The following is a 14,757-nucleotide window of genomic DNA, read 5'->3' as shown; positions in this document are numbered from 1 at the left end:
AAGACCACTCACTGCTCGTCACCCAGCGCGTCAGACACCGAGTGAGCGGAGTGAAGACCACAGCCAATACGCCAGCAAGCAAGGCCGCACCCATGACTGACAGAGCGATCCACCGTGTCCTCCTCCACCACATGCGAACTTTCTACCGTGCCCGGCCGCCATGGTGCACGCCGCGCGCTCGGGGCCGTGTGCACCATGACGGCTTTCGCCGGCTGGCATGTCACCCCGTCCGACAAGGGCGAGTCTCGCGCCGTAACTGGGTGGAATCAGCTCCGGCCGGCAACTGCACGCGCTAACCTGCCAACAGGCCGAGCGCATCGGCCCAAGCCGGGGTCGGCCCATGAACGGCCCCACACAGCAAAGGTGCCTGGGCATCCGGAGCGATCGCCGCATCAATTGCGCGTAACAACACCTCTGTTCACCTGCCTGGCCAACGCGTCCGCATGCGCCCGAACTTGCGCACCGGATCATGGGGCCGGAGCGCAGACTCGAGGCCTTCGCCATGACCAAAGGACACGCCCGTAAAGACCGGGAACGGCGGACCGCCCGCCGCACAGGCGCCTCCTACACCTCCGCTCGCGCGGGCACCGTACACACCCACCCCGTGGGGTCCTCTGAGCACTCAGCCGACGCCAGCAGCCAGTGGATTCAGGCGGCACACCGCGCGGGCTCGGTACTGGTCCTGGGCCTGTGGCACCGGGCGGTCTCCTCCACCAGGGGGTCGGCTGAGGACCATGAGATCTTCGCGGTGCGGGCACGCATGCAGCCAGCAGGGGGATGCTAAAGCAGCCGACCGCTCAAGCGAGGTCCCAGCTCGACGCCCATGAGCCCATCGTCATCCTCGTCCGGCGCCGAACGACGCTTTGTGGCTGTGTCACATCCCGTGGGCCTGGAGCGGGAGGCCCTGAGCTCAAGAGCCCACCCGCAGGCGTTACGCCGACGGGTTCGATGCGGCTCCAGGCCACCGAAAGAGGACCGAGCAACCTCAGCCGGCCCGCGAGGCGATGTCCGTGGTGACGACGTTCGTGTGTCTGCCGGAAGGGAGCGGCTGCACCCACCGTAGAGTGGGCTCCTCGAATATGCCGCTGCAGTAGGCCGGTTGGCCATCGGCGGGTGCGCAGGGGGTGGGGGACCGGGTGGAACAGCAACACATCGTGGGAGTGCACGGCATCAAGCAGGGCCGTACGTCGCAGCGCGAGCTGATCAAAGACTGGACCAAGGCCCTCAACCGCGGCATCACCGCCCTGCACGGTCAGGACGCGGTGCGCACCGACCCCCGGCTGACGCCCACCTTGGAGATTCCGCACTGGTCCTCGCTCCTGGCACGGGGGGCGGACCGGCTGGGCCCGGCGGACTTCTTCCCGGACGACTCCACTGCCCTGACCCCCGACGAGGAAGCCTTCATCGTCGAGGCGCTGGACGATCTGCTCACGCCGCAGGAGCGGGCGCTGGCCCAGGAGCTGGACCCGACGACGCTCGGGCTGCCGAAGCTGCCGCCCAGCGTCACCCGCCGCGCCATGGTCTACGACCGGCGTACCCCTGACAGCGTCGTCGGCAAGCTCATCACCCGCCTGCGTGAGGTCCGCTTCTATCTCAAGCACCCCAACCTCGCCTCCAAGGTCCACGATCACGTCCTCAAAGCCTTCAGCGACGACACCGCCACCGTCGTCATCGGCCACTCCCTGGGCAGCGTGATCGCCTACGACCTCATCCGGCAGGAGAAGATCGCCGCTCCCGGAACCGCCGGAACCGCTGTGCACACCTTCGTCACCTGCGGCTCGCCCCTGGGTATCCCCGCCGTGCGGCGCGCAATGAACATCCCGGAGCCGGAGCTGCTAGCCATGCCGGCACACATCAGATGGCTCAACGTGTACGACCCGGACGATGCCGTCACCGGCGCAGCCGGTCTGGCCCTGGGCGCCCGCAACGTCACCGACGTCGAAGTCGACAACGGCGACATCGATCCCCACGCCGCCCAGGCGTACCTGCGCACCCTGCCGGTCGCGCGGGCGGCCACCCATAGCTGGTCATGACCGAAGAACACGTCCCGTCCACGTTCCATCGGCGCTTGGTCGTCATCGCCGTCAGCGACTACGACACCGGGACCCTGGCCGAGCGGGAGGCCTTCCGCGCCGGCATCAGCGCCCAGGTATCGGTCGTAGAGGACTGGTGGGCCGGCGAAGGCCTGGAAGCAGAGCGGCGCTTCACTCCTGCAGCCCCGCCCAAGCCGCTGCTCAGCGTGCACGATCTGCGGTGCTTCCTGATCGACCAGGACCTGGCCGACGCCGACGACGACGAAGCTCTGGTCGTCTACATCACCGGCCATGGTCTCGCCCCCCGCGGACGGCAGCATTTTCTGCAGCTGCCCGACACGGATGAGAACCGCCCCCTGGGCACTGCGTTCCCCACGGCCGAACTCATCGCCACCGCCCTCGACTCCCGCGCCGGGCACGTCCTGGTGATGGTCGACTCCTGCTTCTCCGGACGCCTGACGGACGAACTACAAGACACCCTCAAAGCATTGGATGAGGACCGCCGAGCTTTGGGATCCCTGGTCGTGCTGACCGCCGGCAACGAAGATTCCAGACCCCGCCTTCAGGCCTTCACCTCACTGCTGGCCGCGGTCCGCGCCCACTGCGAAGACCAGACCAATGGATACGCGCGCTCCCATCTGAGCTGGGAAGACTTCCATGCGATCCGCGCCGCCGTCTGGGACCGCACCACCATGGCGGACATCCACCGCATCTGGCCCCCGGGCGACAGCGTCAGCCTCCAACTCGCCGGCCGCGCGCTGAGCCCCTGCCTGCCCAACCCCGGCTACAGCGACACCACCCTCCTCGAGGACGCCCGCAGCCAGGTCGGCTGGAACCGCGCCGACCTGGACGACTACTGGATCTCCCGGGCCACCGGCCAGATGTCCGGCAGCAGCCCGGGCTGGTACTTCACCGGACGCGCCGCCCTGGTCGGCCGCATGATCGAGTTTCTGGACGGTGACGACGGCGTCCTCATCGTGACCGGGTCCGCCGGTTCCGGGAAGAGCGCCCTCCTGGCCCGTCTTGTCACGCTCAGCGATCCCCGATTCCGGGCCGACGACGCTTACCGGCCCGTCCTCGACGCCATCCCCGAACACCTTCACGTTCCTGAAGGAGCCGTCGACGCGGCAGTACTGGCCCGCAACACCGACCCGCACGAACTGTCCGCCGCGCTCTACGAGGCCCTCACCGGCCGCCCGACACCGGCCGGTCATGATCCGATTGAGGAACTGCGCGTCTATGTCCGCGCCTTCATGCTGCGCAACGGCAGACCTCTCACCGTAGTGATCGACGGGATCGACGAAGCCCGCAACCCGCGCCGCATCATCACCGACGTCCTGCGCCCGCTGGCCACCCTGCGCGCCGACGGCCAGCCCCTCATCCGACTCCTCCTCGGCATCCGCAGCCCCGCCCCCGCCAGCCCCGACTCCTCCAGTGCCAACCCCGCAGGCCCGACCGGCGGCGATCTCCTGGCCCTGTTGCAACGAGCAACCGACGCCGGCCCGGCAGTGCGGACCGACGCCCTCACCGCACAGGACGACATCGCCGCCTACACCGCATCCCTGCTGCACGCCGACCCCCAGGCCGGTTCGCGCCTCCTCGACCGCGACGACGACCGCATCAGCCGTGTCGCCACAGCGGTGGCCGAAGAGGTGGCCCCGTCCTTCCTCGACGCCCGGCTCGCCGCCCAACAACTGCACGCCCGCAACCTCCTGCCTCAGCCCACCGACCTGGCATGGCGCCGTCAGCTGAGACAGGGAACGCACGAACTGCTCCGCCAAGACCTCGCCGACGTAGCCCTGCACGGCGACGCAACCCCCGAAGAACTCCTGGCTGTCCTGCGCGCCACCGCCTTCGCCCAGGGGGCGGGCCTGCCATGGGCCGACATCTGGCCGGCCGCAGTGAACGCCCTGCATCCCCCCTGCGACGACGCAGCAGCCGCCATCCGCCAAGTGGTACGTGACAGCCGGCTGACCGGATACCTGACAACCGCCCAGGAAGACGGCAGAACCGTCTACCGCCCCATCCACGAACGCGTCAGCGAAACACTGCGCACCGCACCCCACACACTCCTGGCCCCCGCCGACACCTCCGCCACACCCACCCAGGACGGTGCCGGGACAGCCGACACCACCACCGCTCACCGGCAGCTCACCCAGGCATTCGCCCGGCTACTGCCAAGGGCACCGGAGCAACCCCCGCACCCCTACCTGCGACGGCACCTGATCACCCACGCCGCACTCGGAAACACAGTCGACGACGACCACATCCCGGCCCACTTCCTGCCCTGGGCGACCCGCGACAACGTGCGCGGTTCCCTCGGCCTGCCCATCACCGCCACCGATCGCATCCGGCACCTGGCCGCGTGGGCCCGCATCGAGCCCTTCGTCGGCGACGCACCCCCCGCCTCCCGAGCCGACAGCCTCGCCCTCGCCCAGCACACCGGCAGCACACAAGCACACACCCCGACGCGCCACCCACAACTACGCCCGCGCTTCAACCACCTGCATCTGCCCACCAACATCCTGGCAGGCACTCCCGCCAACCCCTACGCACTGGCCACCTTCCGCACCACCGACGACTCCGTGGTGCTGGCAGCGGCGGACGAGAGGGGAAACCTCACCCTGTGGGACCCGCTCTCTGGCAGCCCCTTCGGCACCGCCCTGGAAGGTCTGGGACCCCACGCCCGCGCCCTGACCGTCCTGGAGGACGGCCGCCGCCCCGGGGAACCCTCCCTCATCGTCGGAACCGACCGAGGGCTGTGGCAGTGCGACCCCCAGACCGGCGAGGCCGCCCCCCTGCTCGAAGGGCGCGTCCGTGCCGTCGCCACCTTCAGCGATGGTGCACGCCGACGGGGCCGCCGCGGCGCATACGGATGGCCGCTCCTCGCCGTCGCCACCACTGAAGACCTCCTCCTGATGGACCCCGTGACCGGCCACATCCAGACGCGCCGGCCTCTGCACAGCATCGGTCGCCTGCAGAGGGAACAGGACTTCGGCAGGAGGTACCGCGGCCCCCTCGTCCACGCACTCGCCGTTATCCCAGTACCAGGCGCCGGTCCACTGCTCGCCATTGCCCAGGACGGCAGTTACGTCCCCGTCGTGGATGCCCTGACGTTCGACGACGCCGGGGAACTGCCGTGTGCGGGCAGGGGCGCCTCCGCCGTCGTCGGCTTCGCCACACGTGAAGGCGAACCACGGCTGATCGTTGCGTCCCGCTCCACGAAGTCCGTGCGCATCTGGAACCCGCTGACGCGAGTCCAACACGCACAGATCCGGCAGGCCGTGGCGTCCCTGGCCCTGCACCCGGGCCCCTATGGCGATCCCCTGCTGGTCACCGGCAGCAGCGTCGACGGCGCTCTGCACGTCTTCGATACCGACACCGGTGTACTCGTTCGCCAACTCCCCGCCGAGCACACTAAGATGGTCCGCGGCCTAACGGTCTTCACCGGCTCACAAGGCCAACCTCTCCTGGCCTCCGCATCGTTCGACCGCACCATCCGCCTGTGGGACCTCCAGGCGCCGGCCGTCGACGACGATACCGATCATCCCTCGGCAGACCAGGTCGCCCTCCTGCCGCATCCCTCCGGGCCACCCAGTCTCATCAGCGGTGGCCGCGCCGGCGAGATCGCCGTGCGCTCCGTACAGACCGGCCGGGAAACACACGTCCTGACCCCGCCGGACGACCGCCCCTACAAAGACGTCACCGCACTGACCGTTCTCGAACCATCACCTGAGACCACCGCACGTATCGCCATCGGGTACGCGGATGGAAGCGTCGACCTCACCACGGAAGAAGGCGCACGGCGCGTCCTGCTTCCCTCGTACTACTCCAACAGCAGGGTCCGGGCGCTGGCCCGCTTCCCCCACCCGGAAACCGGCCAGTCCCTCCTCGCCGCCGCCATCAGCGACTCCCGCATCGAGTACCTGCGCGTCGACGACGACACCCCCCGCTTGCCGACGCTGCGTGCCGAGGCGACCGTTCGGGCGCTCGCCGTCCTACCCGACACCAGATCACCGCTGCTGGCCATCGCCACCACCCGGGCCGTGCGCTTGCTGCACCCCGGCCACGACCCGCACATGGGTCTGCCCCAGCGCATCGGCGCCGTGCGCAGCCTCACCTGCCTGACCACGGCGGACGGGCACCTCTTGGCCACCGGCGGATCGGACGGCGTGATCCGGCTGTGGGACCCCTTCGCCCCGCGCTCAGAAACTCATCCACCGCTGACCGGGCACCAGGGCCCCGTCACCGCCCTTGCCGCCCTGCCCCACCTGGACATCGACCGCCACATGCTCGTCAGCGCCTGCTCGGACGACACCAGCATCCGCGTGTGGGACCACCACACGGGCCAGGAAGTTCTCCGCCTGGTCACCGGCGCACCGATCACCTCGCTCGCCGTACTCCCCGCCAGCTCCGCCAACCGCAGCACCGCCCCTGTCGTCATCGTCGGCAGCCCCACGGGAACGGCCGCTGTCACCGTGCACCTCCAATCCCCAAGAGGCGGCACCATGCTCGAGGACGCCTGAACTGCCCCAACCCCGTGGTGCCGGCAAGGAGGGCCGTAAGGTGGCGTTAACGGTCTGAACTGGCCCCACTTTTCCGGCCCGAGCTGGCCCCGCTTCGGGGCTGGCGCGGCGATTGTTCCGGCTTGAAGTGGCCCCGGCTTTCGGTCTGCTCCGGCCCCACCTTCGCCGGGATGGCTGTGCTGGGCGACTCGCTGTGGGAGAGAATGTTGGGCATGACGACTTGAAGAGCACCGGCCGGGCGGCAGCACTGGCGCAGGGTCGGGATCTGGGACACGGTCTCCGACGGGGACCGTTGGATCTGTGCCGCCTGCAAAACGCCCATCTGCTCGTACCAGTACCGCTTCTATCCGCCTGAGTCCTCCATGTTCGAGCGGTGCATCGGACTCACCTGGTGTTCCAGTTGCCGGATCTACTCCGGCAACATGGTGCACGTTCCGCGAAAGCGGGTCCTGGTGGACGCCCTCGCCTCGCTTCCCCGCGAACAACGGGAGAGGCTTGCACGTTCGGAAACACGGCTGATCGAGTTCCTGGACCGCCAAGCCCGGGGCAGCAGGGATTAGATCCCACCGGCCAGCTGGCCTCGGGACTACTTCTTCGTCTGCTGCTGCCTGGCCTTAGTCCGGGCGAGACGGTAGGACTCGGTGCCGGTCTCGATGATGGTGCCGTTGAAGGTGAGTCGGTCGACGATGGCTGCGCAGAGCCTGGGGTCGGTGAACGTCTTGGTCCAGCCTCCGAACGATTCGTTCGAGGCGATGGCCACACTGTTCTTCTCCTCCCTCTCGGTCAAAACCTGGAACAGCATCTCGGCTCCGCGGCGGTCGAGTTCGAGGTAGCCAAGCTCGTCGATGCAAAGCAGGTCGACGCGCCCGTAGCGGGCGATGGTCTTGGTCAGCTGTTTCTCGTCGGCGGCTTCGACGAGTTCGTTGACGAGCTTTGCGGCGAGCGCGTAGCGGACTCGGAAGCCGGCCATCGCGGCGGCGGAACCGAGGCCGATCAGCAGATGAGACTTGCCGGTGCCGGAGTCACCGATCAAGCAGAGCGGTTCGCCCTTCTTAGACCGTGTCCTACGTGGTGAGAGGAACGAGGCGCTTGTAGCAGCAGATGGCTGCGGCGAGTCCGAGAAAGGCCAGGTAGTTGCGGGGATTTCGTTCGTAGCGGGGGCTGAGTCTGCGGTAGCCGGACAGCCACGACATGGTCCGCTCGATCACCCATCTGCGACGGCCCAACCGTTCGCTGGACTCGATGCCTTTGCGCGCGATCCGGACCCCGATGCGTTTGCCACGTAACCATTTCCGCAGGTCGGCACGGTCGTAGGCTTTGTCCGCGTGCAGGCGCTGAGGCTTGAAGTACCGGCCGCGGTGGGGGTCGTGTCTCGTTTGGTGACCCTCCAGCATCGGCTTCAGCCCTTCGCTGTCGTGCGTGTTGCCGCCCGAGACGCCGACGAGAAGGGGCAGTCCGTTCGCGTCCGACAGGACGTGCATCTTGGAACCCGGCTTGCCGCGGTCCACGGGGCTCGGACCTGTGTGTTCGCCCCTTTTTTAGCCCTGACGTGGGCGGTGTCGAGGACGACGCGGGTGACATCGATGAGGCCGGCGTCGTCAAGCTGGTGCAGCACCGCCTCGTGCAGGCGGCCCCAGACGCCGGCCCTCGACCAGATCAGAAACCGCCGGTGGGCGGTCGACTTCGATATCCCGAAGCAGGGCGGCAGAGCCCGCCAGGCGCATCCGCTGACCAGCACGTAGATGATCGCCGCGAACAGCGTCTCATCAGGCGTGTCCTGTGTTCCGCCGCCCTGCGGCCGCACCTTCGACGCAGGAATCAGCGGCTTCGCGATCTCCCACAGCCCCTCCGGAACAATCCAACTCCATGTACCCCGCCCCATACAGAGGTCAACGAGGCCTCACCACGTAGGACACGGTCTTAGAGCATCCGACCTCCCGGTGCCCCCACCGCCCGCAGCCTCCTACTCGTCTTTGCTGCGTCTGAACCACGGAACCCGCACCATGTCGGCGGCCGCACGCCGCCGCGTGGTTTCGAACGAGTCTTCTGGCTCCAGGGGAACGGCTCTTCTGGCCCCGATTAGCGATCTTCGGGGCTGGCTGTGAACGAGTCGATTGGCCCCACGCCAGCCGGTGAGGCTCGCGCGCCTCGGCCTGGCATTGATCGGTTGTCAGGCCGGATCGACGACTGCTGGTGAGGGTTCGAGTAGGGACAGTACGTCGGTTAGTGAGGGTAGGAATGGTCCGGCCCAGTTGTCCTCACGTGCGTGGGCGTCGTTGTCGGCCCAGTCAGCGGCTCGGAGCATGAACGCCTGCATGCCGCAGTTGGATGCGCCGGTGAGTTCGTCTCCGCCGCCGTCGCCGATGTAGAGGCAGTTCTGCGGGTCGGCGTCGAGACGGCCTGCGATCAGGCGGAAGAGCTCCGGATCGGGCTTGCGTCGGCCCTCTTCGCAGGAGAGCACGCGTGCGTCGACGAGCGTGGCCAAGGGCAGTTGCGACCAGGTCTCGGCCAGTTCCGCGGTGCAGTCGCTGAGCACTCCTAGCCGCAGTCCCCGGACACGCAGCGCGGTCAGGGTGGAGACTGCGTCGGCCCGCAGTACGAACAGCTCTCGTTGTGCGGCCATCCGTGCGGTGCAGGCGGCGACGAGGGCCTCCTCGCTCGGTTCGGCACCGGTGCGGTGGGCCAGGGTGCGAAACGTCGCAGCCAGATCTCCCAGGCTGCCGGTTGCCCGCTCGGGAAATGAAGCGTCCAGGGCTGTGCGCCACGTGCGGGCCGGTATGCCGAGTGGGGCAGCGCTCCGGGCGGCGTGGTCGTCCCACACGTTCGTCGGCGTACTGGGTGTGAGGGTCCCGAAGAAGTCGAAGATGACAGCGGTGATGGCCATGATCAGGACCCTAGCGTCGTGGTGCCAGTAGCTGTGAGGTCCAGGTGCGGCGGTGGTCAGGAGCCCGTGATGGCCTGCTGGCGGGCTTTGGTGTGGGCGAGGCGGTAGGAGTCGCTGCCGGTTTCGATGATGTTGCCGCCGAAGGTGAGGCGGTCCACGATGGCTGCGCAGAGGCGGGGGTCGGTGAAGGTCTTGGTCCAAGAGGAGAAGGACTCGTTGGAGGCGATGGCCATGCTGTTCTTTTCCTCGCGCTCGGTCAGAACCTGGAACAGCAGTTCGGCGCCGCGCCGGTCCAGCTCCATGTAGCCCAGCTCGTCAATGCAGAGAAGATCGACGCGTCCGTAGCGGGCGATGGTCTTGGTCAGCACCTTCTCGTCGGCGGCCTCGACGAGCTCGTTGACGAGTTTGGTCGCGAGCACGTACTTGACCCGGAAGCCGGCCATCGCGGCTTCGGTGCTCAGGGCGATGAGCAGGTGTGACTTGCTGGTGCTGCTGTCGCCGATCAGACACAGCGGGAGCCCTTTGCGGACCCAGTCGCACGAGGCCATGGTGTGGATGGCGGCCGGGTCGATGGCGGGGTTCGCGTCGACTCGAAGGTGCGCAGTGCCTTCTCGCGGGGGAAGCCTGCGGCTTTGATCCGGCGTTCGGAGCGGCGGCGGTTGCGGTCGTCGCATTCGGCCATCAGCAGCTCGGCCAGGAAGCCGCGGTAGGTCATCTGGTCGCGGGCTGCGGCGTCGGCGAGTTCGGAGAACTGGCTCCGCATGGTGGGCAGGCGCAGGTTGCGGCAGGCCGCGTCGATGGCCGCGTCGGCGGCGGGCTCGGTCAGACCGCGGGGACGGGTGGCGTTCATGGCAGGGGACTCCCTTGGCTGGGGGGACGTCCGGCCGTCGGCCGGGTATGGCGAAGGAGCTGGTCGTAGGCGGCCACCGAGGGCAGCGGCCTGGGGTCCGGGGGCAGCGCGGCGAGCCTGCGTGCGGTCAGCGACACCACCGGAGAGGCGATACGGCCTCGCGCCGTGTCCGGGGCCGCCTCGGCGGGAGTTTCGCGTTCGGCGGCCAGGCGGGCTTCCAGGGCCACTGCGTCCGCGGTCAGGGCCCCGGCCCGCAGGGCGGCGGCGATCCCGGCGACGACGTGGTCGTGGCTCATGTCAGCCGTACTGGCACCGAGTAGTGGTTCTGCCGCACAGTGATCTGCGCGTATAGCGGTCCACCCTCGGGGTCAGCAGCCGCCCGGTCTCGAAGTGGTCCTCGGGCAGCGGTTGGAGCAGGGGTCTTTCGATGGCGAAGTACTCGCCGACGGTGCGCGGGTGCTTGCCGATCCGGCGCTGGTTGTCCTGCCGGTCCCACTCATCGATCCGGGCGTTGAGCTCGGCCAGGGTGGTGACGTCGGGGACGGGGACCAGGTGGTTGCGGCGGAACCGGCCGACTTCGCCTCGACGCCGCCCTTCTCATGGGCGCCGTCGATGCCCGGCTGGCAGTAGAAGGCGTCCAGACCCGCCCAGGAGCGGAACGCGGTCCAGCGGTCTGTCTCCACCCGGGCCCGGGTGAAGCCGAGCACCCGGGCCACCGCGGAGGTGAGGTTGTCATAGCGGACCTTGCCCCTGGGTATGCCGCCCAGCACCTGGAAGGCGTGGACATGGCCCTCGAAGAAGGCTTCCTGCCCCTGCGAGGCCGACACGTGGTGCACGGCCTTCCCGGAGAAGGAGAGCCGGAAAACGAACAGATAGCACAGGGTGCGCACGCCGTCGAGCGTGATGTAGACGTCTCCGAAGTCGACCTCGGCCTCCTCGCCGGGGCGGTGCGTCTGCGGGATGAACACGCTGGGTGGTCCGCGGCCCTCCTCGACCCAGATCTCGGGCTTGCGGCGCCTGATGTAGTCCCGTACCCGGCCGTAGGAGACGTTGTCCATCCCCTGCTCGTCCACCAGCCGGTCGAAGACCCGCTTGGCGGTGTGGCGCTGCTTGCGCGGGGCATCCAGATCAGCACGCAGTATCGCGTCGATCAGAGACTTGTAGGGGTCGATCACCGAAGGCCGCGGAGGCATCGGCTTGCGGGGCGCCGGCCACGGGGACGTCTGAGCTTCGCGTACCAGACGCCGGTGGACACCGTAGCGGCGCGAGAGTTCGTTGATCGACAGCTTCTCGGTACGGGAGTCGCGGCGGATCGCCGCGAAGAGCTCAACCTTGGATCTCGGGCCATCCATGCGGGCCCCGGTCGGAAGCACATCACCGCAAGACCGCCGCTGGGGCCACTTCTGACGAACATTCATTTCCTGATCAACCCCCTGGGGCCACCGGACTCGTTCCGCTGGGGCCAGAGAAGTCGTTCACAGCCAAAAGGCGATGCCGTGATCGACCGTCGCCTGCGACAGTGGGCGAATGGCGAAGCTCCCCCTCGACCCGCACCTGATGGAGCGCACGGTCCTCGACCTCGCGGCCGCGGCTTTCAAGAACGCGCGCGCCCTGCACACCAGCGCCCAGGCCGTCCTGGACGCATACCAGTGGCCCGCGGCATTCTCGTTCGCCGCGCTGGCTCTCGAAGAGGTCGGCAAGGCCGCGCTGTGCATGATGACGCTCTCCATGCCTCCCACCGTGCGTGAGGAGTTCCGCCTCGACTTCGAGAAGGCGTTCACCCACCACCAGATCAAGGCGGAGTTCGCCCACCTGGTTATGGCGATGACCGGTGACGATGTGCCGGCCAGCATCGAGCAGCTGCTGAACGACGTGGTCGCAGCCGCCCGCCGGACCAACGCCGTGAAGTTCCGCGGCCTGTACGTCGACTACACCGACACCGGGACGCTGCTGCAGCCCGAGGACGTCAGCGAGAGCGAGGCCCGGTGGATGGTCGCCACCGTCACCACCGCGCTCGCCGAAGCGCGCGCGGCCGAAGACGCTGTCGCCGAGCCGGACGTCTTCCTGGACTTCATCCGCCAGTGGCAGGACAGCGTGGACCTCGAGGCCCTCGGGGCCTTCGTCGAGGCGTCCCCGGATCAGTTCCTGGCGCAGGTGAGGGCCATGGTTCGCGACGAGGTGTCCCCGCCGGATCTGCTCCTGGGGCCCGTCCTTGCCGAGCAGGTCGCCGCCGCCGACGCCCGGGCGACCCTGTCGGCCGGGCCGGAGCCGCAGACCAGCAACGACTAGAACGCCGGAGCCGTCCCAGCAGTACGGGGGAGACCGCTGGGACGGCTCTGCCCAGCGTAGGCGCTGAACAGCAGCCGCAGGGCCCGTAGCGCCGACGCCGGCGACACGGGCCCCTTCCACGTCCTGGCGGCGGGTACTAGCGCTTGCTCGGCTTGTGTCCCTGCTGCTCGCTGCTGTCGCGTCGAACGACTGCGGCCCGCCCCATGCATGGGGCGGGCCGCAGTCGTTCGGGCTGGTGCGCCAACACCTGCCCCCTCCCTGCTGCATTGGTTGGAGCCAGTAGCAATCAGGGCAGGCGAGCCGTACGGCTGCCTGTGATCAGAATTCTCCCTCCCTAAGTAGGGAGGTTCATGGATACGGAAGGTACGGAACTCAGTCAACGCAGGTCAGCGCTCTGTTCCTCCCGCTCCTCGACCTCGCATTGCTACCCCCAAAAAAGCGCAGCATGACGCCGCGTGGGTGATGGGGGGCCCGGCCCTGACCTGCATCTTCTTCTGAATTTTCGGGTGACACCAGGTGTCGGTGCGGCGTGCTAGGCACCTCTGTAACGCTGTGACCTGCACCGTCTTCGCCACACAAGGACGTCCGGGCCGAGAACTGCAGACCTCAACACGTCGTGGACGGTCCCCTCTTCGCGAAGAAGTACACATTGGCGCAGTCGTGAGGCAATCGCTTGACGGCTCCTCAGGAGTGTCGTAGGGGCTGGAAAACTGTCTGCCCAGCAACGGTCCGTCCGTGTGCGAGGGAGCGCCAACTCCTGCTTGAGCGCACGTCCGGGCATTTTGGTTGGAGCCAGATAGCACCGTCCGGTGATCGGCAGGTCGCCGGACGGTAGTCAGGAGAATCTTGATGGGCAGTAAGCCCTCTGCCACCCCGCCTTCAGCGACCGCCGACTCGGCGAGGTCGGACCACACCGCGGCTTGCGGCCGGTTCGGGATGTCACATGCGTGCGTGATCATCGCGTTCGTCGTTACCGCGGCTTTCCTCGCTCCTCGCCCGCACACCCTCCCGGACGTCCTGCGGCTGCTGGCGGGAGCCGGCGGCATCGGCACAGCGGTCGTCGCCCTGGCCGTCGTGCCGGGCCGCGCCGCGGGCCGTCTCAGTCGCCTCGTGCGCGCCTACTTCAGCGTCGGGAACTGAGGCAAGGACCATGGGACGCCGCGAGAACCCTGTCGACCGCACCGTGCCGGAGAAGGCGAAACTCGCCGACTTCCTGCGCGCCCGCCGGGACAACGCCCGCATCACCTCCAAGCAGATGGCCGCCCGCAGCACAGTGGTGTCAGCTGCGACGTTCGAACGCGCCGCCTCTGGCACGCACATACCGTCTTGGGAGACTGTCGCGGAGTTCATCCTCGCGACCGCCGGCGAGGGCGACATCCATGCCGTGCTCCTCATAGAGGACCGTGCCCGCCAGCTGTGGATCAAAGCTCGCCGGGCAACCCGGGCTCCCTTCCACGTCGCCACGGCACCCGATCCCACACTGCTGTCCAGTCCGGCGGACCTCGCACGCGCCCTGCGACACCAGCATGTATGGGCTGGCTACCCCACACCTGGTGAGATGGAGCGCATGTCCGGCCCCGGCATCCTGCCCCGGACCACCGCGCGCCGCATCATCGAAGGCGACGTGCTGCCGGTCGACCCGCAGCAGGCCATCGCATTCTTGAAAGCCTGCTACGTCGTCAAGGCAGCGGATCTTCAGCCGTGGCTTGCTGCGGCGGTCCGTGTTCTGCCGGACGTCCCGTCACGCTCACGAGACCTGGACAGCTGGGTCAGGGCTCACCGGCAGATGGTCCGACAGGCCCAGACGGAAGCTGCTGCCCAGGCCCCGCCAATGTCCTCCCAAAACAAGCAGGCTGCCTAGGCCAGACTGCACGGTCCACGCCAGCGAACACAGCGGCCCGCCCCAGGGGCTCCAGGGCGGGCCGTCTGCCGTACGGGGGCGCGGTTACTCGCTGGCGTCGAGGACTGTGTGGACGAGGTTCTCAGTGACCACCGCCCCAGGACTCACCGGGAATGCGCAGCCACCTGCCCGCGTTGCAGAGTACTGCCCATGAGGACGATCGTTCGGCTGAAGCCTCATGGAGCCTTTCGCCGCGTAGGCGACCGCCCTTCACGACCACGTATATGTCGGTGGCCCGCCCCCACAACGGGGGGGGGGCCCCACCAATAACCGCG

General features: G+C 68.2%; 7 protein-coding genes and 3 pseudogenes. 5 read left to right on the top strand and 5 right to left on the bottom strand.

The annotated features are described in order from the left end of the window. Positions 1-1,136 precede the first annotated feature (1,136 nt). Both AB0M11_RS27705 and AB0M11_RS27700 read left to right on the top strand, forming a co-directional pair. Entirely contained in the window at positions 1,137-2,033 is an 897-nt protein-coding gene (locus tag AB0M11_RS27705) for an endopeptidase (RefSeq protein ID WP_365710104.1), read from the top strand. After that, a complete protein-coding gene (locus tag AB0M11_RS27700; protein ID WP_365710102.1) occupies positions 2,030-6,559 on the top strand; it encodes an AAA family ATPase in 4,530 nt (1,509 codons plus the stop codon). Before AB0M11_RS27705 ends, AB0M11_RS27700 begins: the two co-directional genes overlap by 4 nt. 586 nt (positions 6,560-7,145) lie before the next feature. On the opposite strand, the pseudogene AB0M11_RS27695 reads toward AB0M11_RS27700, so the two are convergent. The 5 genes and pseudogenes from AB0M11_RS27695 to istA form a co-directional block, all read right to left on the bottom strand. Further along, positions 7,146-7,610 (bottom strand): annotated as a pseudogene (locus AB0M11_RS27695) (ATP-binding protein); the annotation flags it as partial. 13 nt (positions 7,611-7,623) lie between these two features. Then, positions 7,624-8,441 (bottom strand): IS5 family transposase gene (locus AB0M11_RS27690; RefSeq protein ID WP_365710100.1). Its coding sequence is split into 2 segments (ribosomal slippage): positions 7,624-8,093 and positions 8,093-8,441, totalling 819 coding nucleotides; the frame shifts between segments, so codons are not numbered across the junction. Positions 8,442-8,729: 288 nt separating this feature from the next. Beyond that, positions 8,730-9,443, bottom strand: a complete 714-nt coding sequence (locus AB0M11_RS27685) for an HAD family hydrolase (protein ID WP_365710098.1) — start codon at positions 9,441-9,443, stop codon at positions 8,730-8,732. A gap of 56 nt (positions 9,444-9,499) precedes the next feature. Next, positions 9,500-10,206: pseudogene (istB, locus tag AB0M11_RS27680) on the bottom strand (IS21-like element helper ATPase IstB). An 83-nt stretch (positions 10,207-10,289) separates the two neighbouring features. After that, positions 10,290-11,645 (bottom strand): annotated as a pseudogene (istA, locus tag AB0M11_RS27675) (IS21 family transposase). A 175-nt stretch (positions 11,646-11,820) separates the two neighbouring features. Here istA and AB0M11_RS27670 point away from each other — a divergent pair. From AB0M11_RS27670 to AB0M11_RS27660, 3 genes are all read left to right on the top strand, one after another. Next, positions 11,821-12,582: an AbiV family abortive infection protein gene (locus AB0M11_RS27670; protein ID WP_365710096.1), complete on the top strand. Its 762-nt coding sequence runs from the start codon at positions 11,821-11,823 to the stop codon at positions 12,580-12,582. 951 nt (positions 12,583-13,533) lie between these two features. Next, positions 13,534-13,722, top strand: coding sequence for a hypothetical protein (locus AB0M11_RS27665; RefSeq protein WP_365710094.1), 189 nt, complete (start codon positions 13,534-13,536; stop codon positions 13,720-13,722). A gap of 10 nt (positions 13,723-13,732) precedes the next feature. Beyond that, the gene (locus AB0M11_RS27660) at positions 13,733-14,443 is read left to right on the top strand and encodes a hypothetical protein (RefSeq protein ID WP_365710092.1); all 711 of its coding nucleotides are present in this window, start codon (positions 13,733-13,735) and stop codon (positions 14,441-14,443) included. Positions 14,444-14,757: the final 314 nt, after the last annotated feature.

The sequence above is a fragment of the Streptomyces sp. NPDC051987 genome, from assembly GCF_040680735.1.
GTDB lineage: Bacteria > Actinomycetota > Actinomycetes > Streptomycetales > Streptomycetaceae > Streptomyces.
This window is presented reverse-complemented; position numbering and strand designations above follow the sequence as displayed.

What these genes read in the sequence shown, in the direction of transcription:
- AB0M11_RS27670 (WP_365710096.1), top strand. Translation starts at nt 11,821, where the DNA reads ATGGCGAAGCTCCCCCTCGACCCGCACCTGATGGAGCGCACGGTCCTC.
- AB0M11_RS27700 (WP_365710102.1), top strand. Translation starts at nt 2,030, where the DNA reads ATGACCGAAGAACACGTCCCGTCCACGTTCCATCGGCGCTTGGTCGTC.
- AB0M11_RS27660 (WP_365710092.1), top strand. Translation starts at nt 13,733, where the DNA reads ATGGGACGCCGCGAGAACCCTGTCGACCGCACCGTGCCGGAGAAGGCG.
- AB0M11_RS27685 (WP_365710098.1), bottom strand. Translation starts at nt 9,443, where the DNA reads ATGGCCATCACCGCTGTCATCTTCGACTTCTTCGGGACCCTCACACCC.